We start from the raw sequence: 19561 nt of genomic DNA, 5'->3' as shown, positions 1-19561 counted from the left end.
GTCTTGGCGGGTCTGAAGGGCAGGCCGTGATTCTCGCCGACGCCCGTCCCGCCGCCGTTTGGAAGCGCGCAAACCCTGTTATTTTAGGGGTCGGAAGCACCTTGACTTGAAAAAACCCCGGAAAAATCGCTGATTCGGGTGCTGTCCACAGCGATATTGCTGTGAAGAGTGCAGAAAACCCTGTCTTTTTCGGCATTTTCCGCCATATCGTGCCCACTCCAGAATCAATGGAGCAACCATGGCTACCCAATTGTCGAAGTCGCAAGTGATCGAGAAGATCGCGACCACCACCGAACTTTCCAAGCGCGACGTCAAGAACGTGTTGGACACGCTCGTCGATGTCGGCCACAAGGAGCTGAAGAAGAACGGGGTGTTCCTCGTCCCCGGCTTCGCCAAGTTCGTCGTGGTCAAGAAGCCTGCGACCAAGGCGCGCAAGGGCACCAACCCCTTCACGGGCGAAGAGATGATGTTCAAGGCCAAGCCGGCCAGGAAGATCGTCCGCGCACGGCCGGTCAAGGCCGCCAAGGACGCGGTTTAAGAAAGAAAGGCCTCCGGTGACGGAGGCCTTTTGCTTTTGAGCCTGCCTTAGTGGTGGATTGCTAAACCACCGGCGATCGGCCGCCATCGACATTGATGGCGGTGCCGGTGATGTAGGAGCCCTGCTCGGAGGCGAGGAAGCAGGCGAGGTTGGCGAACTCCTCCGCCGTGCCGATGCGGCCGAGCGGCGTGCCCTTGGCCAGTCCCTTGGCGAATTCGCTGAAATCCATGTTCGGCGCTTGGGCGGCGTGGCGCTTGACCCACTGGTCGCTCATGATCAGGCCGACCAGCAGCGCATTCACCAGGATGTTGTGCTCGCCGCCTTCATTGGCCATCACCTTGGTCAGCGCCATGCCGGCGGCGCGGGACACCGAGGTCGGGGCGGAATGGCCGGCGGGTGCCTTGGCGAAGGTGTTGAGCACGTTGATGATGCGGCCCCATTTGCGCTGCTTCATGCCGTCCCAGACTAGCCGGCTGAATCGGATCGCCGCGAACAGTTTCAGATCAAGGTCTTCCTGCCAGGCCTCGTCGCTGATGTTCTCGAACGCCAGCGTGCGCGCCGTCCCGGCGTTGTTGACCAGCACGTCGATCTTGCCGAAATCGGCGACGATCCTGTCATGGGCCCTGGTGATATCGGCAACCTTCGAGACGTCGCAGACATAGTCGCGGACTGCAAGTCCATCCTTGGCCAGCGCCTCGCGCGCGGCCGTCAGGTCGGCGGCGCCACGCGCGAGGATGGCAACCTTCGCGCCGGACTCGGCGAACCGGCGCGCGACCGCGATCCCGATCCCCTTGCTGCCGCCGGTCACCACCGCGACGCGGTCTTTCATTGTCAGGTTCATTGTTGTTCTCCCTGGGTCTGACCTGGGAGAAACGTATCAAAGCGAGAGCATCACCAACAAGGCCATGCAGGTCAGATGCGCCATGACGATAAGCGCGAGATGGAGCGGGCCGTACATCGGACGTCTCCGGATTTTGTGGTGAGGTGAGCACCGCCGTCTGGCTCCCTCCCCCTGAAAGGGGGAGGGAGGGGTGGGGGGTTGCTCTCCACGAGCGCTGGCGTTTGTGGAGGCAGGATCCCCACCCGGTTTGCGCTTGCGCGGAAACCGACCTCCCCTTTGCAAGGGAAGGTGAGGTCTACGGCTAGTTCGAGTTCGCGGCGGCTGTGAAGCTGCGGTCGACCGCCTTTCCGACATCCAGCGTCTTCGACAGGATGCCGTAACGCGTGGCCCGGTCGGACGCCGCCTGCACCTCCTTCACGACGGCCTCGTCGATCGCGATCGGCGAGGTCTTCTGCGCGGTGTAGGCGGCGAGCAGCACGTCCTCCGGCAGCTTTGTCAATTCGGCGGTGTTCTTGGCATACTCGGCGAGGTGATCGAGCGACCACAGCCGCGCCTTGTTGAGCCGCTGCACCAGGTCCTGCACCGCGGCGCGCTTGGTCGCGATCGCGTTGTCGGAGGCGACGATGAAGGTGATGGTCGGCGTCAGGCCCTCGCCGTCGGCCACCACGCGCGCTTTGTCCTTCAGCGTCGCATAGGAGATGTAGGGCTCCCACACCGCCCAGGCGTCGATCGAACCGGCGAGCAGCGCGATCTTTGCGTCAACCGGGCCGAGCGGCGCGAAGGTGGCTTCGTCGATTTTGTAGCCCGTCTTCTCCAGCGTCGCGTCGATCAGGAATTGCCCCCAGCCGCCGCGCGTGCCGGCGAGCCGCTTGCCTTTCAGATCGGCGGCGGTCTTGATCGGCGAATCCCCGCGCACCAGGATCGCCTGCGTGCGTGCGTCGGACCGCGTGCCGCCGATCGCTTTGATCGGCGCGCCTGAGGCGTACACCGTGAGGAAGGAGAGATCGCCGGTATAGCCGACGTCGAGCGCGCCGGCGTTGATCGCCTCCAGGATCGGCGCGGCGGCCGGAAACTCGGCCCACTCGATCCTGTACGGCAGGTCCTTGGCGAGGCCGGAGAATTCGAGCAGCGAGCGGTTGCCGCCTTTCTGGTCGCCGACGCGAAGCACGATCGTCTCATCCGCCAAGGCGGCAAATGACGTCGACAGCGTGATCGCGGCCGCGATCAGCGCGGGTGCCGTGCGGCGGGTGAGAGAGTAGGGAGAGCCCGAGCGGGTGAGTTTGCGCATAGCCATTTCTTTCTGATTCATTCGCTGAAGGCATGGGAAGCGCACCAGCGTTTGATCAAGTCTATGAGCGCCGTGTTCGCCGTCAACGAAACGGAAAACTGAATTCGCGAGGCTGATGGCAAAGACTCGCTCGTCAAACGATGTATTCGTAGAAGACGTCGCGCATGCGAGCGAAAGCCGCTCAAATACCGTGCATCCGATGTCGATCTATCGCGCGTTCGCAGCTCGAGTGCGCCGGAAATCGTTTCATCGTCGCGCGATGCGATCGGGGAGATAACACCTTTCGTGCGCGCAACATTCGAAATTCCATTTCATTGACGATGACGCTATCGCGCCGCATCATTTGTGCGTTGCTTTGATTGCAATCGCGCCGGAGAAATCCGCTTTTTTACAACAAGGGCTCCGAACGAAGGACGCGCAAACGGAGACGGTTGCGTGCACTGCGGAGCCTTGCCGGAATGCAGGAGTGAATATGTCGACCGACAACAAGAAGGCGGTGATGGATCGCCGCACGCTGCTGCGCGGTGGGGCGGCCGCAGCCCTTGCCGCGCCGATCAGTGCCTATGGTGCGCAGGCCTTTTCGCCGCGCGCGGTGGTGCCGGCGATCGACTTCTCCGAGTTTCCGATCTGCAAGACGGCATCCGACGCGGCGCCGCTCGCAGGCAGCCCGCGCAAGCTAAAGCTGTCGTGGAACGCCGGCGCCGTCTGCCTCGCGCCGCTGCCGGTCGCGATCGACTACGGCTTCTTCCAGAAGCAGAACCTCGACGTCGAGCTCGTCAATTATTCCGGCTCGACCGACCAGTTACTGGAGGCGATCGCCACCGGCAAGAGCGACGCCGGGCTCGGCATGGCGCTGCGCTGGCTGAAGCCGCTCGAGCAGGGCTTTGACGTCAAGATCGCGGCCGGCACCCATGGCGGCTGCATGCGCGTCCTGACCCGCGCCAATTCGGGCGTCGACAAGCTCGCCGATCTCAAGGGCAAGATCATAGCGGTCGGCGATCTCGCCGGCCCCGACAAGAACTTCTTCTCGATCCAGCTGTCCAAGCTCGGCATCGATCCGGTCAAGGACGTCGACTGGCGCGCTTATCCCGGCAACCTCCTCAACGTCGCGGTGGAGAAGGGCGAGGTGCAGGCCTTCCTGTCGTCCGACCCGCTTGCCTATCTCTGGCTGAAGGATCCACAGTACAAAGAAGTGGCCTCCAATCTCGACGGCGAATACCGCGACAAGAGCTGCTGCATCGTCGGGCTGCGCGGCAGCCTGGTGCGCGAGGAGCCGCAGGTGGCGCGTGCCATCACGCAGGCGCTGCTCGATGCCGCGATGTTCACCTCGCAGAATCCCGACAAGGCGGCGAAGTCGTTCCAGCCCTACGCGCCGAAGGCGGCGAGCCTTGCCGACCTCGAGGCGATGGCGCGCTACCACACCCATCACCATCATCCCACGGGCGACGTGCTGAAGCGCGAGCTGAAAGGCTATGCCGACGACCTGAAATCGGTCTCGGTGTTCAAGCCGAGCACGGACACGGCCAAATTTGCGGAGCGGATCTATGTCGACCTATTCAGTGTCTGACGCACCGGGCGCGGCGGCGCAACGCGCCGCTGCGACGCCGATCCATCTCCACGGTGGCTACGGTGTCGGGCTCGCGGCCAGCCTCGCGTGGATTGCGTTCGGGGTCTCCTGCCTGTTCTGGCCCGATGTCGGCGATTGGTCGCGGACCGAGTCGCTCGGCATCGGCGCCTTTATCATTGCCGCCTTCGTGCTGTTCGGTACGCTCGGCGCAGACTATCTCGGCAGTGCGGGGCAGGCCTTGCGCAAGCGCGCGCCCTGGCTCGTCGCGTTCGGCGCCTTCGTGACGCTGTGGGAGGTCGCGACCGCCAAGTTCGCGTGGCTGCCGCTGCCGTTCTTCCCGCCGCCGCAGGCGATCCTCGAGGTCTATACCGACGATCTGCCAAAGCTGCTCGACAGCGTATTCGCCTCGATCAAGCTGCAGCTCGGCGGCTACGTCATCGGCGCGACCATCGGCTTCCTCACCGGCGTCTCGATCGGCTGGTCGCAAAAGGTCGGCTACTGGGTGCATCCAATCCTGCGCTTCATCGGTCCGTTGCCGGCGACGGCCTGGCTGCCGATCGCCTTCTTCACCTTCCCGTCGAGCTTGAGCGCCTCGACTTTCCTGATCGCACTTGCCACCGGCTTTCCGGTGACGGTCTTGACCTGGTCGGGCGTCGCCAGCGTCAGCAGCGCCTATTATGATGTCGCGCGCACGCTCGGCGCCAAGCCGTCGTTTCTGGTGCTGAAGGTCGCGATCCCCGCAGCGCTGCCGCACGTGTTCGTTGGCCTGTTCATGGGGCTCGGCTCGTCCTTTGCCGTGCTCGTCGTCGCCGAGATGATCGGCGTCAAGGCCGGCCTCGGCTGGTACCTGCAATGGGCGCAGGGCTGGGCGGCCTATGCCAATATGTATGCGGCGCTGATCGTGATGTCGCTGCTCTGCTCCGGCGCGATTACGCTGTTGTTCCGCACCCGCGACCGCCTGCTGGTCTGGCAGAAGGGCGTGGTCAAATGGTAGCGCAGGCCATAGCCGAGGCGGTCACCTATCCTGCGGTCGGTGCGGCGCTTGACATCGAGGGCGTCAGCCACGCCTTCGACATTGATGGCGCGGAGCTGCCGGTGCTCGACAATATCAACCTGGCGATCGCGCCCGGCGAGTTCGTCGCGCTGCTCGGTCCGTCCGGCTGCGGCAAGTCGACCTTGCTGCGGCTGGTCGCCGGTCTCGAGAAGCCGCGCGCCGGCGCGCTGCGGGAGGATGAGCGCCGCATCACCGGCCCGCACCCTTCACGCGTAGTCGTGTTCCAGGACCCGACACTGTTTCCCTGGCGCACGGTCTGGGACAATGTCGCGCTGGGGCTGGAAGCGCAGGGCATCCTGAAGCGCGAGCGGCAGCGGGTCGATGCCGCGCTCGATCTGGTCGGCCTGTCGGCGTTCCGCAACGCCTATCCGCATCAATTGTCCGGTGGCATGGCGCAGCGCGTCGCGCTGGCGCGGGCGCTGGTCAATGATCCCAAGGTGCTCGTGCTCGATGAGCCGCTCGGCAAGCTCGATTCGCTGACGCGGATCACCATGCAATCCGAGCTCGTGTCGCTGTGGCAGCGCAAGGGTTTTACGACGCTGCTGGTCACCCATGACGCGGAGGAAGCGCTGGTGCTCGCCAACCGCGTCATCGTGCTCTCTGACCGCCCGGCGCGGATCAAGGCCGACATTGCCGTCCAACAGCCCTATCCGCGCCACCGCGGCGATCCCTACCTCGCCGACCTGCGCAGGCAAATCCTCGGCTTGCTTGGCCTGGAAGCGACATGGTGACCACAGCTGCACAGGAACTGGCGCAGGCGAGCGAGCCCGACACTATCGCGCGTGCCACGCGGCTCGCCGAGACCTTCGCGGCGCGCGCGCCTCTGCACGATCGTGACGCGAGCTTCCCGTTCGAGAATTTCTCCGATCTCGCGCGCGCCGGCCTGCTGGCGCTGACCGTGCCGGCGGTGCTCGGCGGGGCGGGGGCGGGCGCCCGCGACACGGCGCGCGTGCTTGGCATCATCGGCAAGGCCTGCCCGTCGACCGCGCTGGCCGGCCCGGCTGTCGCGTAAGCTCGCTAAGGAGACGGTCGAGGGCATGGCCCTGATCAACGCGCTGCGTGTCGAGCCCGCACTCGGCTCGCCCGCGCGCGGTGGCCTGCCGGCAACCATTGCGCGGCGCACCGCAACCGGCTGGCGGCTGACGGGTCAGAAAATCTATTCGACCGGTGCGCCGATCCTGAAGTGGTACGCTGTATGGGCGAAGACCGACGAAGCCGAGACGCGCGTTGGAATCTTCCTGGTTCCGGCCGGATTGCCGGGAACGCAGATCGTCGAGACATGGGATCATCTTGGCTTGCGCGCCAGCGGCAGCCATACCGTGATCTTCGACGACGTCGTGTTTCCGCTCGACTACGAGGTCGACGTTCGCAATCCCGACGACTGGAAGGCTCCGGATCCAACGCAGGCGACCGTCCATACCATCTTTGTTGCCGCGATCTATGACGGCATCGCCCGCGCCGCGCGCGACTGGCTGGTCACATTCCTGAAGGAGCGGCTGCCTGCCAATCTCGGCGCGCCGCTCGCGACGCTGCCGCGCGCCCAGGAGGTGCTCGGCGGGATCGAGGCGCGGCTTGCGGTCAATGCGCGCCTGATCGACAGCTTCGCCGCCGATTTCGATAACGGCTTCCAGCTCAGTCCGATCGAGTCTAACATCGTCAAGCTGACGGTGACCAACAATGCCGTCAAAGCGGTGGAGGATGCCTTGCAGCTCGCCAGCAATCACGGTCTGTCGCGAACCAACTCGCTGGAACGGCACTATCGCGATGTGCTGTGCGGCCGCGTCCACACCCCGCAGGACGACACCACCCGTATCTCCGCCGGACGCCTCGCGCTGGGCGTCTGAATAACAACAAGCGAAATCCGGAGCCTTGCCAATGTCGGTCGAGTTCATCGGCTTCATCACCAACAACTATTCGTCCGAGACGGTTGTCCGATCGGGGCCGGTGCTCGATCCGCCCTATATCGAGACGGTCGCCAAGGCGCATGAGCTGGCAGGCTTTGACCGCGCGCTCTTGGCGTTCCATTCGACCACTCCGGATGCGCTGCAGGTTGCGCAGCATGTGCTGACGATCACGAAATCGCTGAAGGTGATGATCGCGCAGCGCCCGGGCTTTACTGCACCGACGCTTCTGGCGCGGCAACTCGCGACACTCGACCAGTTCTATGGCGGCCGCGTGTCGCTGCACGTGATTACCGGAGGCAACGCCATTGAGCTGCGCCAGGACGGCAACACGCTCGACGACAAGGACGAGCGCTACGCACGCACCAACGAGTTCCTCGATGTCGTGCGGCTGGAATGGACTAGCGAGAAGCCGTTCAACTACAGCGGCAAGTATTACAACGTCGAGAACGGTTTTTCGCAGGTGAAGCCGTTGCAGAAGGGCGGCATCTACACCTTCGTCGGCGGCGGCTCGGACGCTGCGATCGAGGTCGCCGGCAAGCATGCCGACACCTTCGCGCTGTGGGGCGAATCCTATGCGCAGGTGCGCGACGTCACCGCGCGGGTGCGGGCTGCAGCCGCCAAATACGGCCGGCCGGCGCCGCGCTTTAGCCTGTCGGTGCGGCCGATCCTTGCCGACACCGAGGAGAAGGCCTGGAAGAAGGCCGACGCGATCCTCGAGCGCGCCACCTCGCTGCAGGACAAGACCGGCTATCGTCGGCCCAATTACGCAACCGACGGCGCCAAGCGCCTCTTGGCGCTGGCCGACCAGGGCACCCGCATCGACAAGCGGCTGTGGACCGAAATCGCAAAACTTACTGGCGCCAACAGCAACACGACGGCGCTGGTCGGCACGCCCGAGCAGGTCGCCGAGGTGTTCGGCGACTACTACGACCTCGGCATCAGCCACTTCCTGATCCGCGGCTTCGATCCGCTGGTTGATGCCATCGACTACGGCCGCGAGCTGATCCCGCTGACCCGCCAGCTGATTGCCGCGCGCGACGCGCAGCGCGGGGTCGCGGCGGAGTGAACCGCCTTGTGTGCCTGATATGGCCGGTCGTTCCAAGAGCTCGTCATGCCCGGGACAAGCCCGGCCATGACGATGCGGAAACCTCAGCGCCAACGCCCGCACTAACGAATCCGTGATCCCGGAATAACCATCCACGCGGCGGGCGGGACGCCGAAAGGATTTTCCCCGTTTCTCGCCAGCCAAAACGACAACATTGCTATTTTCGTGGCGGCCTTGCCGGTGCGGGTGCTCCCACCAAAATGGATCAGAACGAACAATCGAGTCCGGGAGATCACCGTGGGCCTTCAACAAACTCGCATCGAGTCGCTGCCGTTCGTTACCGCCGAACTCAACTACCTCGCGCCGACGCCGGGAAAACCTCGGACCTACGCGCTGGAGCCGCCGCCCGGCGAACCGAAATCCACCGCGCTGCCAGAGCCTCATACCGTTCCGATCTTCGACGGGCGCCTGGTCGCCGACAGTTTCTCGCTCGACCGCGAGGGATTTACGCTCGTCAGGCATCCAACCGTCGTAAAGGATTTCTACGACGACAAGGAAATCCGCAGCGTCTACTATCCCGCGGTCGAAGCCTTCCTGAAGGCGACGCTCAAGGCTGACCGCGTCTTCATCTTCGATCACACCGTGCGCAAGCGCGTCGAAGGAGCAGCCGACATCCGCGGCGCAGGGCCGCGCCAGCCGGCGACCCGGGTCCATGTCGACCAGACCGATCTCTCCGGCCGCAACCGCGTCTTCGAGCATTTGCCCGATGAGGCCGAGGAGCTCGTGAAGGGCCGCGTGCAGGTAATCAACCTGTGGCGGCCGATCCGTGGTCCCTTGCGCGACTCGCCGCTTGCGATGGTCGACGGGACGACGGTTGAACCCGGCGATCTCGTGCCCTCGGATTTGATCTATCCGAACCGGCAGGGCGAGACCTACTCGGTGAAATACAATCCGAACCATCGCTGGTTCTACATTCCCGAGATGACGCCGGACGAGGCGATCCTGCTGAAGTGCTACGACTCGGCAACTGACGGCCGCACGCGGTTCGGGCCGCACACCGCGTTCGTCGATCCGACCACGCCACCCGACGCGCCGCCGCGCGAGAGCATCGAGCTCCGGACGTTGGTGTTCCACAAAGCGTAGACACGCCCGACCTTCGTCATGCCCGGCCTTGGGCCGGGCATCCACGTCTCGGTTTCGGCGCGAGAGAAAGACGTGGATGGCCGGGACGAGCCCGGCCGTGACGATGTGGAAACTTCAGCGTGCCCCTCGCTAGCGCCATCTGCGACCCGCATGGGCTGTCCCCAACAGGTTGGCACCCGCCGCACAATAGTGTTACGCCGTCCACAACACGCGCGGGAAAGAGGCGATTCGTGGACGCTGCGGCGACTGGACACGCGGGAATTGGTTTCCGCGCACTGATTTTTGCGCTGCTGGCGTTGGCCTGCGGCCACATGCTGTCGACCCTGCTGCGCACCATTCCGGCGATCAGCCTCGACCTGATGGCGGCCGATTTCGGCACCTCGCCGCAGGCGCTCGCGAGCCTCACCTCGATCTACCATTTCTCCTTTGCGGCCTCGCAGGTGCCCGTCGGCGCCGCGATGGATCGTTTCGGCGTCCGTCCGGTGGCGCTCGGACTGCTCGGTGGAACCGTGATCGGGGCGCTGGTGTCCGCGCTCGCCGTTGGGCCAGCAACGTTCCTGCTCGGACAGCTCATGCTCGGCGTCGCCACGTCAGGCATGCTGATGTGCCCGATGACGCTGGCGGCCAAGCAGATGTCGGCGGCGAAGTTCGGGTTGTGGTCCGGCATGATCCTGTCGATCGGCAACATCGGCATGCTGCTGTCGTCGAGCCCGCTCGCCTTTGTCGTCGACCAGCTCGGTTGGCGTGCCGGCTTCTGGCTCTCGGCCGGGTTTGGCATGGCCGTGCTGGTCGCCGTTTTCGCGCTGGTGCCGCGGCAGCCCGCGGCGCATGCCGACGACTCCTCGCCGCTCGCGCAGATGACCGAAGTGCTGCGGCTTGGATTGTCGCGCGGTCTGCGGGGGTTGATCGCGCTGTCGCTGGTCTCGCTCGGCGCGTCGCTGGTGTTGCGGGCGCTTTGGGGCGGCCCGTGGCTGATGGACGTCAAGGCGCTGAGCCGCATCGAAACCGGTAACGTGCTCGGCGCGTTCACGCTGGCGCAGATCTTTGGTCCGATCTGCATCGGCATGTTCGACCGCAGATTCGGGCACCGCCGCACGACAGTTGCCGCAAGCCATTTGATCGCGGCGCTGTTGCTCGTGCTGATGGCCGCGGGCGCGCCGCACTTTCCGATCTCGAACCTGTTCGGCGTCGCCGTGATGCCGTCGCGATATGATCTTGTGCTATTGATCCTGATCGGGTTTGCGACCTCGGCGCAGCCGCTGATCTACGGCATGACGCGGCAGCTCGTCGACACTCAGAACACCGGCAAGGCGTTGTCGGCGGTCAACCTCGCCTTCTTCCTCGGCGCAGCGCTGCTGCAGTCGACCACCGCCGGTGTCGCGGCGCTGTTCGGATTGCCCGCGGTGCTGCTGTTCCTGGCCGGGGCGCTGCTGATCGGGACCACGTTGTTTCTGATCTATACGAAGGCCTAGATCGTCCGCGCCTGCTTGCGAACCTCGTTGGCAAGCGGCCTCAAGGACTCGGGCGCACCCGGTCCAACGAGGCTATAGCCCATTCCACCGTCAGCCCAGGAGAAGCCGGCGACGTCGTCGCCCGAATGCAGGGTCATCGGCGCGTTCTGATCTGACGTCATCGGACGCGTCAGGACGACAAGCCGATCGCCCCGATCATCGTCGTACATGAACATGGCCGCGGGACCGTGCGCAGTCGGCACCACGCGTCCGCCCATGAAACGATATCCCGATTTCGCGAGGTCCGGCAGCTTGACCGGCTGACGCAGCCGGCTGGAGACCCATTGCACGAGTTCGGCGCTGTCACGCAGCTCGACCGGCCGGGTTCGATCGGAGGCATAGACCTTGTAGGAATCGCTTGCTTCCTGGCCGAGCGCGGCAAGTCCGCCCGCCGACGCCAGTGTCGCGCCACGGATCACCCATCCGCCGAGACCGCCGATCGAGAGCAGCAGCATCGCCGCGATCGCCCAGCGGAACGACGCAGGGCGCCGCCGCCGGCTCTCGATGATCCTGGACAAATTGAGTTGCGGCGGCAGCGGCTCCTCCGCAATCGGTGCAAGGGCCGCGCGCAACAGGCTGCGCTGACCGGAGAAGGCGGCGACGCGCTTGGCCACATCAGGATGATTCTCGAGATAGGCGGCGACCTCGGTTTCTCGTTCGGGCTCGAGGACACGGTCGACATAGGCGTGCAGATCATCTTCCGTGATGGGGCGATTGCTCATGGGTTGCTCCGCAACTGCACGACGTTCCTTGACGAGTTGGTGGCGGTCCCTTCGATTTCCTGCTGCAACCGCTCGCGCGCCCGCGACAGGCGCGACATCACGGTGCCGACCGGAATGTTGAGCACCTTGGCGGCCTCCGCGTAGGTCAGGTCCTCGACGGCGACGAGCAGCAGCACGGCGCGTTGTTCGTCGGGAAGCCTGGCGAGCTTCTCAATCACATCCCGATACATCAGTTTCTGTTCCTGCACGGCGTTCTGTCCGATCTCATGCTCGTGCGCCTCGTCGATAGTGACGTGTTGGCCGCGCGTCGCCGCGCGGCGGAACTGGCTGATGGCAAGGTTGTGCAGGATCGCGAACAGCCATGGCCGGGGATTGCCGCTTTCGCGCCGTTGATGCCAGTGGCTGACGGCGCGCTCCAGGCAGTCCTGCACCAGATCGTCGGCGGCCGCATGGTTGCGGACCAGCGCCCGCGCATAGCGGCGCAGCGCTGGAATCACCGGCTCGATCTGGTGCAGCATGTCGCTCATGGCGTTTGCACCTGCACGACCGTCCCGAATTTCGACGGCTCGCCGGGGGCGATGACGAGGTAACGCCGTTCGGCCTTCGCCGAGCTTTGCACGATCTGTCGGATTGGGCCAGCGGCGTTGACGATCGCAGACCCCGCAGGGTTCGTCATGAAGGCCGCCAGCGGTTGCACCATGCCGCTGCCGTCGGCCTGCTCGGCCAGCGCCAGCACATAGCGCTGCTTCGGCTCGAGGCCGGTGACGGAGGCCTGTAAGACCTGGATCAATCCCTGATCGAACAGGGACACGCTGGTCGGCGGCTTGTCGCCCTTTGCCGCGGTTTTCGATGCGAGCGTGAGATGCGCGACCTGACCGGCGACGCCGAGGGCCTGCAGGTTCTGGCGGTCGTCCGGATTGGGCGCGGCTTCCGGCACGTAGACGATCGCCTGCGGCGCCTGGCCGATCGGGATGTTGGCGATCACCTTGTTGGTCGCGGTGTCAATCGCGGCGAGCGCGTCGGCATTCTCCAGGCCGACATAGATCCGTGTGCCGTCGCCGGATGGCCAAATACCATGCGGCAGATTGCCCACGGGAATGGTCGCGACCTCTGAGAAGTCGTCGGTTCGATACACCTTGACCTCGTTGGTGCCGCCGATGGTGACATAGGCGAACGTCCCCTTGGCGGTCTTGGCGAAGTTGACGTGGTTGGTGATCGGTCCGGTATCGATTGTCTTGATCGGATTGAACGGCGGTTTGGCGTTGAAGACCTGCGTCCTTCCGACATCCTTCAGCGTGAACCAGACCTGCTCGCCATCGGGCGTGGCCGCGATGTTCGGGCAGAACGGGCTCTCCTGCTTCACGCGCGCAACGATCTGATGGTCGGCGACCGAGACCACGTCGGTCTCCGGATTGAACGAGGAGCAGATGTAGCCGTATTTGCCGTCGGGAGAGAAGATTTGCATGCCGGGCCCGGGCGGCACCTCGATGCGCGCGGTTTCCTTGAAGGTCTTTGCGTCCATCACCGAGATGTAGTTCTCGCCACGCACGGTGACCCAGACCTCCTTGCCGTCGGGCGTAAAGAAGGCCTCATGAGGTGAACGTCCGACATAGGTGACGTGCTTGACCGTGTTTGTGGCCGTGTCGATGAAGGTCACCGAGTTCGAGCCGATCGAGACGACGGCAAGCGTCCGATGGTCGGGCGAGTAGCCCATGCCGTGGACCAGCACCTGCCCCTTGTACAGCGGGCTGAAATTGCCCGGCTGCGGATCGCCCAGCCGGATGACGCCGAGCAGCTTGTTGTCGACGGGATCCGTGACGGAGACGGTGTTCGAGAACTGCTCGGCGGCGTAGACGCGGTCGTGATGGCTGAGCGGGACATCGGGCGAGGACGCAGCCCCCGGTGCCTGCCCGGCGAAGGCGGAGGTCGACATCGCAACCACGGTCGTGGCCAGCAGGCTCGTCAGGAATTGGCGGTTCATCACGCGGGCTCCTACTTCTTCATTTCGTGGGACATGTTCATGTGATCGTGAGCAGCCGCCGGCGGACTGGCTTGCGTCGGTGCGGGCGCGGATGCCGTGACTTGTTCGCCGATCGCGAGCTTCATGGCCGCGATCTCCTGCATCTGCTCGACGATGATCTCCTGCGCGATGCGTCGGAGTTGCTCGTTCTTGCCGTAGCGGAGCTCGATCACGGCCATGTCGATCGCGCCCTGATGATGCGGCGTCATCATCGCGACAAAATCGCGGTCGATGTCGCCGCTCGGCTTGGCGGCCATGTCGTTCATCATCTTGGTCATCGCGGCATCGTTCTCGGCGAGGAACGCACTTTCCTCGGCCATCGGCGCATTCTGGGCGGGGCGATGCGCTTCGTGCGCCAGCGCCGCCGGAGAAGCCGCAAGGGCAAACAGGACACGCGCGCCGAGCAGCGCGGTGCCGATGCCGGGTCTGAAGAATCGCAAATACATCACGGGTCACCCTGAAGGTTGGCGGGGAGGGAGCGCGGGCGAACCGGCACCGGCCGGTCCGCGCGAGCTGCCCTGAAGCAATTGGCTTGCATGGGTGGGACGCGGCGTGGCGTGTTCTATTCCGTCGGAGGGACGAAGATTCCTGCCGATCACGACTTGCTGAATGATGGAATAAATCGTCCGCGCCAGAGGCGCCGGTTTGCGATCCGGAAACCTCTGGGTATAAGGGGAGGATTCCGGTTCCGATCGGCCGGTTCCTCGACCTCATTCGCGCGCCATGCGCCAACAAGGCAAAGATGTCCGCCAAGATCGATCCGATCACCCGTTCCGTCGTCCAGCACCGTCTGTCGTCGATCGTGAAGGAAATGGGCGAAGCCATGCTTCGCACCTCCTATTCGCAGATCCTCAATTCCAGCCGCGACTTCTCGCTGGCGATCTGCGACACGCGGGGCCGGCTGATCGCGCAGGCCGATCACATCCCGGTCCATGTCGGCGCGCTGCCCTGGGCGACGCTCGCGGTCGAGGAGCGCTTCAAGGATGTCGCACCCGGCGACGTGATCCTGCTCAACGATCCCTATCAGGGCGGCAGCCATCTGCCCGACGTCACCGCCTTCGTGCCGGTGTTCGACGGGGACAAGCGCCTACTCTGGACCATCGTGCGCGCGCATCAGAGCGATATCGGCGGCGCCACCCACGGCGCCTACAATCCCGGCGCCACCGAGATCTATCAGGAAGGCATCCGCATCCCGCCGATCAAGCTCTACGAGGCCGGCAAGCCGCGCGAGGACCTGCTCGACCTGCTGGCGCTCAACATCCGCAACCCCCGGGAATTCCGCGGCGACCTCGCGGCGATGCTGGGGGCCGCGCATCTCGGCGAGCGGCGGGTGTCAAAATTGTTCAGCGAGTTCGGGGCGGAGGTCGTCGAGGCCGCGATCGAGGCTATTCTGGACGCGACCGAGCAGCAGACCCGTGCCGTGGTCTCGACCTGGAAGGACGGTGTGTTCCACGGTGAGGCCTTCCTCGACGACGACGGCCATGGCCGTACCGACATCAAGATCGCTGCGAAGGTGACGAAAAAGGGCAGCGACATCGAGGTCGACCTCACCGGCTCCGATCCGCAGTCGACCAGTTTCGTCAACTCCTCGCATGCCAACATGCAGGCCGCCGTCGCGATGGCCTTTGCCTACCTGATCGGCGCCGATATCCCGAAGAACAGCGGCGCGCTGCGGCCGCTGAAGGTGGTGGCGAAACAGGGCACCATCGTGTGGGCGGATCCCGGCCGCCCCGTCACCCTGTGCACCAGCCATCCGTCGAACGAGATCGTCGAGGCGATCGTCAAGGCGATGTCGGCGTCCTGTCCGGACCGCGTGATGGGTGGTTGGGGCCGCCGTTTCCGCATCGCGATCCAGGGCGAGGACCCGCGCAACGGGCGCAACTTCATCTGGCACATGTTCCAGGCGCGGCCGGGCGGCGGCGCCTCGATCGGCGGCGACGGCTATTCGTCGATCGGCGAGTGGCACACGGTCGGCGGCCTGAAATTCGGCAGCATCGAGGTCGCTGAGGTACGCTTTCCCTTGTATTTCCGTCAGCACGAATTCCGCCCCGATTCCGGCGGCGACGGCCAGCATCGCGGCGGCCTCGGCGTCGCGCTCGACATGATCCTGGAAACGGCCAAGCCCGCCAAGGGCAACACCGCCGGCGACGGCGCGCGCCACGGCCCCTGCGGCATGCTCGGCGGCAAGGACGGCGAACCGCATCATTATCGCCTGCTGTCGGAAGGCCGCGAGCCGCGTGTGCTCAAAACCAAGGAGGTCGGCATCGAGCTTCGCCCCGGCGATTGCCTCGAAGTGCGATCGTCGGGCGGCGGCGGCTGGGGGCCGCCAGAAAAACGATCGGCGGAAGCCCGCGCGCGCGACGTCGCGCAGGGCCTGGTTTCGAAGGCGGTGTAGGTAAGCATGTTCACGATCGGAGTTGACGTCGGCGGCACCTACACCGACCTGGTCGCCACGGATGAAACCGGGCGCACCGTCTTCGCGAAATCGCCCTCCACGCCGGCCGACCAGTCGATCGGCGTCATGGCTGGCCTCGAAGAGCTGGCGCGCCGTCTCGGTGTCACGCGCGCGGCGATGCTGGCCGCCACCGACCGCCTCGTGCATGGCACGACGGTCGCGACCAACGCGCTGCTCGAACGCAAGGGCGCAAAAGTTGCGCTGCTGACCACGGAGGGCCATCGCGACGTCGTCGAGATGCGCGAGGGGCTGAAGCCCGACCGCTATGATCTCCGCACGCCGCCGCCGGAGCCGCTGGTGCCGCGCGAGCGCCGCTTCGGCGTGCACGAGCGGCTGAAGGCCGACGGCAGCGCGGCTATCCCGCTCGATGCCACAGCGCTTGGTGAGGCAATCGCCGCGGTGAAGCGATCGGGCGCGACCTCGGTCGCGGTCTGCTTCCTGCATGCCTATCTCAATCCCGCGCATGAGCTCGCCGCGGTCGAGCGCCTCGCGCAGGAATTGCCCGATGTCAGCGTGTCGCGCTCGAGCGACGTGCTGCCGCAGATCAAGGAATATGAGCGCGTCTCGACCACGATCGTGAACGCCTATGTCGCGCCGGCGGTGCGGCGCTATCTCACCAACCTGGAGCAGCGCCTGACCGAGGCCGGCTTCGCCGGCTCGCTGTTCGTCGTGCTGTCGCATGGCGGCATGGCGCCGGTCGAGGAGGCCTCGCGGCTCGCCGCGGGCACAGTGCTGTCGGGCCCGGCCGGTGGCATTTCCGGCAGCCGGCGCTGCGCGGATCTTCTGGGAATTCCCGATCTCGTGCCGTTCGACATGGGCGGCACCTCGACGGACATTTCCCTGATCGCACACGGGCGGGCCTCGCTCTCCGCCGACGGCATGCTCGCCGGCCAGCGCATTGCGCTGCGCAGCCTCGACATCGCGAGCATCGCGGCCGGCGGCGGCTCGATCGCTGGTGTCGACGGCAGCCGCACGCTTCGGGTCGGGCCCGAGAGCGCCGGCTCGGTGCCGGGGCCGGCGTGCTATGGCAATGGCGGCCTGGCTGCGACCGTCACCGATGCCAATGTCGTGCTCGGCTACCTCGATGCCGCGGCCTTCATGGGCGGCGCGCGGCCGCTCGATCGTGCGGCTTCGGAAGCCGCGGTCGATCGCATCGCCGCGGCGCTGGAGCTGTCGCGGATTGAAGCCGCCGCCGGCATCTACAAGATGATCAACCTCAAGATGGCGGACGGTATCCGCCTGATGACCTTGCGCCGCGGCGTCGACCCGCGAAAGTTCGCGCTGTTGAGCTTCGGCGGCGCGGCCGGCATGCATGCGGCGGAAGTCGCGCGCGAGCTCGAGATCAAGCGCATCATCGTGCCGACGGTCGCTTCCGTGCTGTCCGCCTGGGGCATGCTGACCAGCGATCTCCGCTACGAGGTCAGCCGCACCCATTACGGCACCGGCAGGATTTCCGCTGGCGAGGTGCGCGCGCTGTTCGCCGGGCTCGAAGAGCAGGCGGCGGGACGGCTGCGCTCCTGGTTCAAGGGCGACATCGCAATCGAGCGCTCCGCCGAGATGCGCTATGGCGAGCAGGTGTTCGAGATCGACGTGCCGCTCGGCGATCTCGACCTCGGCGCTGCCGATCTGGTCGCGCAGATCGAGGAGCGTTTTCACCGTCGCCACGAGGAGCTCTACACCTACGCCTCGCGCGGGCAGGAGGTGGTGTTCGTCAACGCCCGCGTCGCCGCCGTCGGCAAGGTCGCGCAGCGCGGCGGTGATGCTGTCGCGGTGTCATCCGCCGCGCCGTGTGTGCCGCGCTCGAAGCGGCAGGCCTGGCTCGGCGCCTGGCGCGACGTGCCGGTCTATGCGCTCGATGATCTCAAGCCCGGTCACTCACTCGCCGGCCCCGCGATCATCGAGGCCGAGACCACAACGGTACTCGTCGACACCGGCGACCGTGTCGCGGTCAACGCGCTCGGTTGGCTCGATATAACATTGCGCTGACGGCCGCGCGGGAACTGCACTCCCTCTCCCGCTTGCGCGGCTGCAACATTTTGATTTCAACGGCCTCGTTTCCGGCGCTATCATCGTGGCCGCTGGGTAGGCGTCGCAAGCTAGTGCTGGCTTGGTGTTTCGAGGCCGCGTCGATGCAAAGAACAAGAGAAGCCAGGCTTATCGCAACTTTTCTCGCCGCCGCATTATTCGCGTCGGTTTCAGCGGCTAGGCAGCCGGCCCAGGCCGCCGGTGTGACGGACACAGAAATTCGCATCGGCAACATCATGCCGTATACCGGGCCGCTGGCCGCGTTTGCGTCGATCGGAAGGGCGGAGGCCGCCTATTTCGACATGATCAACGAGCGCGGCGGCATCAATGGGCGCAAGATCAGGTTCATCTCCCGCGACGACAGCTCCAATCCAAGGACGGCGGTCGAGCACACCCGTGAACTGGTCGAGCAGGAGCGCGTGCACCTGATGTTCGGATCGTTCGGCACGCCGGGCAATCTGGCGACGCGGGCCTATCTCAATGAGCGGCAGATCCCGCAGCTCTTTGTCGCCTCCGGCGACGAGGAGTGGGCGCATCCGAAGCAGTTTCCGTGGACGATGGGCTGGCAGCCGACGTTTCGCGCGGAGGGTCGGATCTACGCCAACTATATCCAGGCCTCCTATCCCGACCGCAAGATCGCCGTGCTCTGGCAGAACGACCAGTTCGGCCGCGATCTGTTCCGGGGATTGCAGGAGGGGCTCGGCGTCACCGCCAACATGATCGTTGCGGATATCGCCATCGAGGCGGACATGTCGATCGATACCCAGGTCGACATCCTCAAGAGCTCCGGTGCCGAGGTGCTCGTGCTCAATTGCGCACCGCCGATCTCGGCGCGCGCCATCCGCAGGGCGGCCGAACTGGGTTGGCATCCGGTGTTGTTGCTGGTCAACGCGGCGGCCTCGATCGCCAACGCGCTGCGACCGGCCGGACTTCAGAATGCCGTCGGTGTGGTCTCCACCTCGTTCCTGAAGGACGCCAACGACGCCACCTGGAAGGAAGATCCGGCCATCAAGGACTGGCTTGCCTTCATGGACAGATATTATCCCGACGGCGACAAGGATGATGGCTACGCCATCTTCGGTTATGCGGCTGCTGAAACCCTGGCTCAGGTGTTGACCCAATGCGGCGACAACCTGTCGCGCGAGAACATCATGCTACAGGCAGAATCCTTGAGGAACTACCAGAGCTCGATCGTGCTTCCCGGAATTGCGATCAATACCGGCCCTTCCGACTTCCGCCCGATCGAGCAGATGCGGCTGGTGCAGTTCGACGGCACCGCGTGGCAGCCGATCGGCGACGTGATCGAGAGCGCGTTCGCCACCGTGCGGGATGACAATTAGCTTTTGTCGTCCTGGCGAAAGGCCGGGACCCATTACCACCTTCGCAAGTTGTGAGTGGACTGAGGCCCCAGCGGAGTGCAGCAGCACTCAGTTGGGGTTATGGGTCCC

The 19561-nt window shown here is 65.2% G+C and carries 16 protein-coding genes and 1 pseudogene; 11 read left to right on the top strand and 6 right to left on the bottom strand.

Annotated elements, in window-relative coordinates:
* The first annotated feature begins 238 nt into the window (after positions 1-238).
* On the top strand, positions 239-538 hold the full coding sequence (locus tag ACFFWD_RS40445; protein ID WP_280976603.1) for an HU family DNA-binding protein: 300 nt from the start codon (positions 239-241) through the stop codon (positions 536-538).
* Positions 539-599: 61 nt separating this feature from the next.
* Here the strand turns inward: ACFFWD_RS40445 and ACFFWD_RS40440 are convergent, their stop codons facing one another.
* Together ACFFWD_RS40440 and ACFFWD_RS40435 are read right to left on the bottom strand one after the other, a co-directional pair.
* Positions 600-1379, bottom strand: coding sequence for an SDR family oxidoreductase (locus tag ACFFWD_RS40440; protein ID WP_376974979.1), 780 nt, complete (start codon positions 1377-1379; stop codon positions 600-602).
* Positions 1380-1680: 301 nt separating this feature from the next.
* Positions 1681-2667, bottom strand: a complete 987-nt coding sequence (locus ACFFWD_RS40435; protein ID WP_376974978.1) for an ABC transporter substrate-binding protein — start codon at positions 2665-2667, stop codon at positions 1681-1683.
* A 472-nt stretch (positions 2668-3139) separates the two neighbouring features.
* On the opposite strand from ACFFWD_RS40435, the gene ACFFWD_RS40430 reads away from it, so the two are divergent.
* The 7 genes and pseudogenes from ACFFWD_RS40430 (at position 3140) to ACFFWD_RS40400 (ending at position 10852) form a co-directional block, all read left to right on the top strand.
* A complete protein-coding gene (locus ACFFWD_RS40430; RefSeq protein WP_376974977.1) occupies positions 3140-4234 on the top strand; it encodes an ABC transporter substrate-binding protein in 1095 nt (364 codons plus the stop codon).
* On the top strand, positions 4212-5228 hold the full coding sequence (locus ACFFWD_RS40425; protein ID WP_376974976.1) for an ABC transporter permease: 1017 nt from the start codon (positions 4212-4214) through the stop codon (positions 5226-5228). The genes ACFFWD_RS40430 and ACFFWD_RS40425 overlap by 23 nt, the downstream gene beginning before the upstream one ends.
* Positions 5222-6019, top strand: coding sequence for an ABC transporter ATP-binding protein (locus ACFFWD_RS40420; RefSeq protein WP_376974975.1), 798 nt, complete (start codon positions 5222-5224; stop codon positions 6017-6019). Before ACFFWD_RS40425 ends, ACFFWD_RS40420 begins: the two co-directional genes overlap by 7 nt.
* Positions 6013-7132, top strand: a pseudogene (locus ACFFWD_RS40415) (acyl-CoA dehydrogenase family protein). Before ACFFWD_RS40420 ends, ACFFWD_RS40415 begins: the two are co-directional and overlap by 7 nt.
* A gap of 31 nt (positions 7133-7163) precedes the next feature.
* Positions 7164-8258 (top strand): LLM class flavin-dependent oxidoreductase, encoded by a 1095-nt coding sequence (locus ACFFWD_RS40410; protein WP_376974974.1) that lies wholly within the window; start codon positions 7164-7166, stop codon positions 8256-8258.
* A 276-nt stretch (positions 8259-8534) separates the two neighbouring features.
* Complete coding sequence (locus tag ACFFWD_RS40405) at positions 8535-9380, top strand: CmcJ/NvfI family oxidoreductase (RefSeq protein WP_376974973.1); 846 nt, start codon at positions 8535-8537, stop codon at positions 9378-9380.
* Positions 9381-9610: 230 nt separating this feature from the next.
* On the top strand, positions 9611-10852 hold the full coding sequence (locus ACFFWD_RS40400; protein ID WP_376974972.1) for an MFS transporter: 1242 nt from the start codon (positions 9611-9613) through the stop codon (positions 10850-10852).
* Here the strand turns inward: ACFFWD_RS40400 and ACFFWD_RS40395 are convergent.
* Genes ACFFWD_RS40395 through ACFFWD_RS40380 form a run of 4 tightly spaced genes read right to left on the bottom strand, consistent with a single transcriptional unit; the run spans position 10849 to position 14079 of the window.
* A complete protein-coding gene (locus tag ACFFWD_RS40395; protein WP_376974971.1) occupies positions 10849-11613 on the bottom strand; it encodes an anti-sigma factor family protein in 765 nt (254 codons plus the stop codon). The genes ACFFWD_RS40400 and ACFFWD_RS40395 overlap by 4 nt on opposite strands.
* Complete coding sequence (locus ACFFWD_RS40390) at positions 11610-12140, bottom strand: RNA polymerase sigma factor (RefSeq protein WP_376974970.1); 531 nt, start codon at positions 12138-12140, stop codon at positions 11610-11612. Before ACFFWD_RS40390 ends, ACFFWD_RS40395 begins: the two co-directional genes overlap by 4 nt.
* Entirely contained in the window at positions 12137-13594 is a 1458-nt protein-coding gene (locus ACFFWD_RS40385; RefSeq protein WP_376974969.1) for a YncE family protein, read from the bottom strand. Before ACFFWD_RS40385 ends, ACFFWD_RS40390 begins: the two co-directional genes overlap by 4 nt.
* 11 nt (positions 13595-13605) lie before the next feature.
* Entirely contained in the window at positions 13606-14079 is a 474-nt protein-coding gene (locus ACFFWD_RS40380) for a DUF305 domain-containing protein (protein WP_376974968.1), read from the bottom strand.
* Positions 14080-14375: 296 nt separating this feature from the next.
* Here ACFFWD_RS40380 and ACFFWD_RS40375 point away from each other — a divergent pair, with 296 nt between their 5' ends.
* The 3 genes from ACFFWD_RS40375 (at position 14376) to ACFFWD_RS40365 (ending at position 19453) form a co-directional block, all read left to right on the top strand.
* Positions 14376-16028, top strand: coding sequence for a hydantoinase B/oxoprolinase family protein (locus tag ACFFWD_RS40375; protein WP_376974967.1), 1653 nt, complete (start codon positions 14376-14378; stop codon positions 16026-16028).
* Between the two features lie 6 nt (positions 16029-16034).
* On the top strand, positions 16035-18074 hold the full coding sequence (locus ACFFWD_RS40370) for a hydantoinase/oxoprolinase family protein (protein WP_376974966.1): 2040 nt from the start codon (positions 16035-16037) through the stop codon (positions 18072-18074).
* A gap of 143 nt (positions 18075-18217) precedes the next feature.
* On the top strand, positions 18218-19453 hold the full coding sequence (locus ACFFWD_RS40365) for an ABC transporter substrate-binding protein (RefSeq protein ID WP_376974965.1): 1236 nt from the start codon (positions 18218-18220) through the stop codon (positions 19451-19453).
* Positions 19454-19561 lie beyond the last annotated feature (108 nt).

Origin of the sequence: Bradyrhizobium erythrophlei (genome assembly GCF_042430365.1) — a bacterium.
Lineage (GTDB): Bacteria > Pseudomonadota > Alphaproteobacteria > Rhizobiales > Xanthobacteraceae > Bradyrhizobium > Bradyrhizobium erythrophlei.
Note: the sequence above shows the minus strand (reverse complement) of the source record. Positions and strands in the feature narration are given on the sequence as shown.

Coding starts and splice junctions, on each gene's coding strand:
- ACFFWD_RS40380 (WP_376974968.1), bottom strand. CDS start 14,079: ATGTATTTGCGATTCTTCAGACCCGGCATCGGCACCGCGCTGCTCGGC.
- ACFFWD_RS40440 (WP_376974979.1), bottom strand. CDS start 1,379: ATGAACCTGACAATGAAAGACCGCGTCGCGGTGGTGACCGGCGGCAGC.
- ACFFWD_RS40425 (WP_376974976.1), top strand. CDS start 4,212: ATGTCGACCTATTCAGTGTCTGACGCACCGGGCGCGGCGGCGCAACGC.
- ACFFWD_RS40420 (WP_376974975.1), top strand. CDS start 5,222: ATGGTAGCGCAGGCCATAGCCGAGGCGGTCACCTATCCTGCGGTCGGT.
- ACFFWD_RS40430 (WP_376974977.1), top strand. CDS start 3,140: ATGTCGACCGACAACAAGAAGGCGGTGATGGATCGCCGCACGCTGCTG.
- ACFFWD_RS40390 (WP_376974970.1), bottom strand. CDS start 12,140: ATGAGCGACATGCTGCACCAGATCGAGCCGGTGATTCCAGCGCTGCGC.
- ACFFWD_RS40445 (WP_280976603.1), top strand. CDS start 239: ATGGCTACCCAATTGTCGAAGTCGCAAGTGATCGAGAAGATCGCGACC.
- ACFFWD_RS40385 (WP_376974969.1), bottom strand. CDS start 13,594: ATGAACCGCCAATTCCTGACGAGCCTGCTGGCCACGACCGTGGTTGCG.
- ACFFWD_RS40395 (WP_376974971.1), bottom strand. CDS start 11,613: ATGAGCAATCGCCCCATCACGGAAGATGATCTGCACGCCTATGTCGAC.
- ACFFWD_RS40410 (WP_376974974.1), top strand. CDS start 7,164: ATGTCGGTCGAGTTCATCGGCTTCATCACCAACAACTATTCGTCCGAG.
- ACFFWD_RS40365 (WP_376974965.1), top strand. CDS start 18,218: ATGCAAAGAACAAGAGAAGCCAGGCTTATCGCAACTTTTCTCGCCGCC.
- ACFFWD_RS40435 (WP_376974978.1), bottom strand. CDS start 2,667: ATGCGCAAACTCACCCGCTCGGGCTCTCCCTACTCTCTCACCCGCCGC.
- ACFFWD_RS40370 (WP_376974966.1), top strand. CDS start 16,035: ATGTTCACGATCGGAGTTGACGTCGGCGGCACCTACACCGACCTGGTC.
- ACFFWD_RS40375 (WP_376974967.1), top strand. CDS start 14,376: ATGTCCGCCAAGATCGATCCGATCACCCGTTCCGTCGTCCAGCACCGT.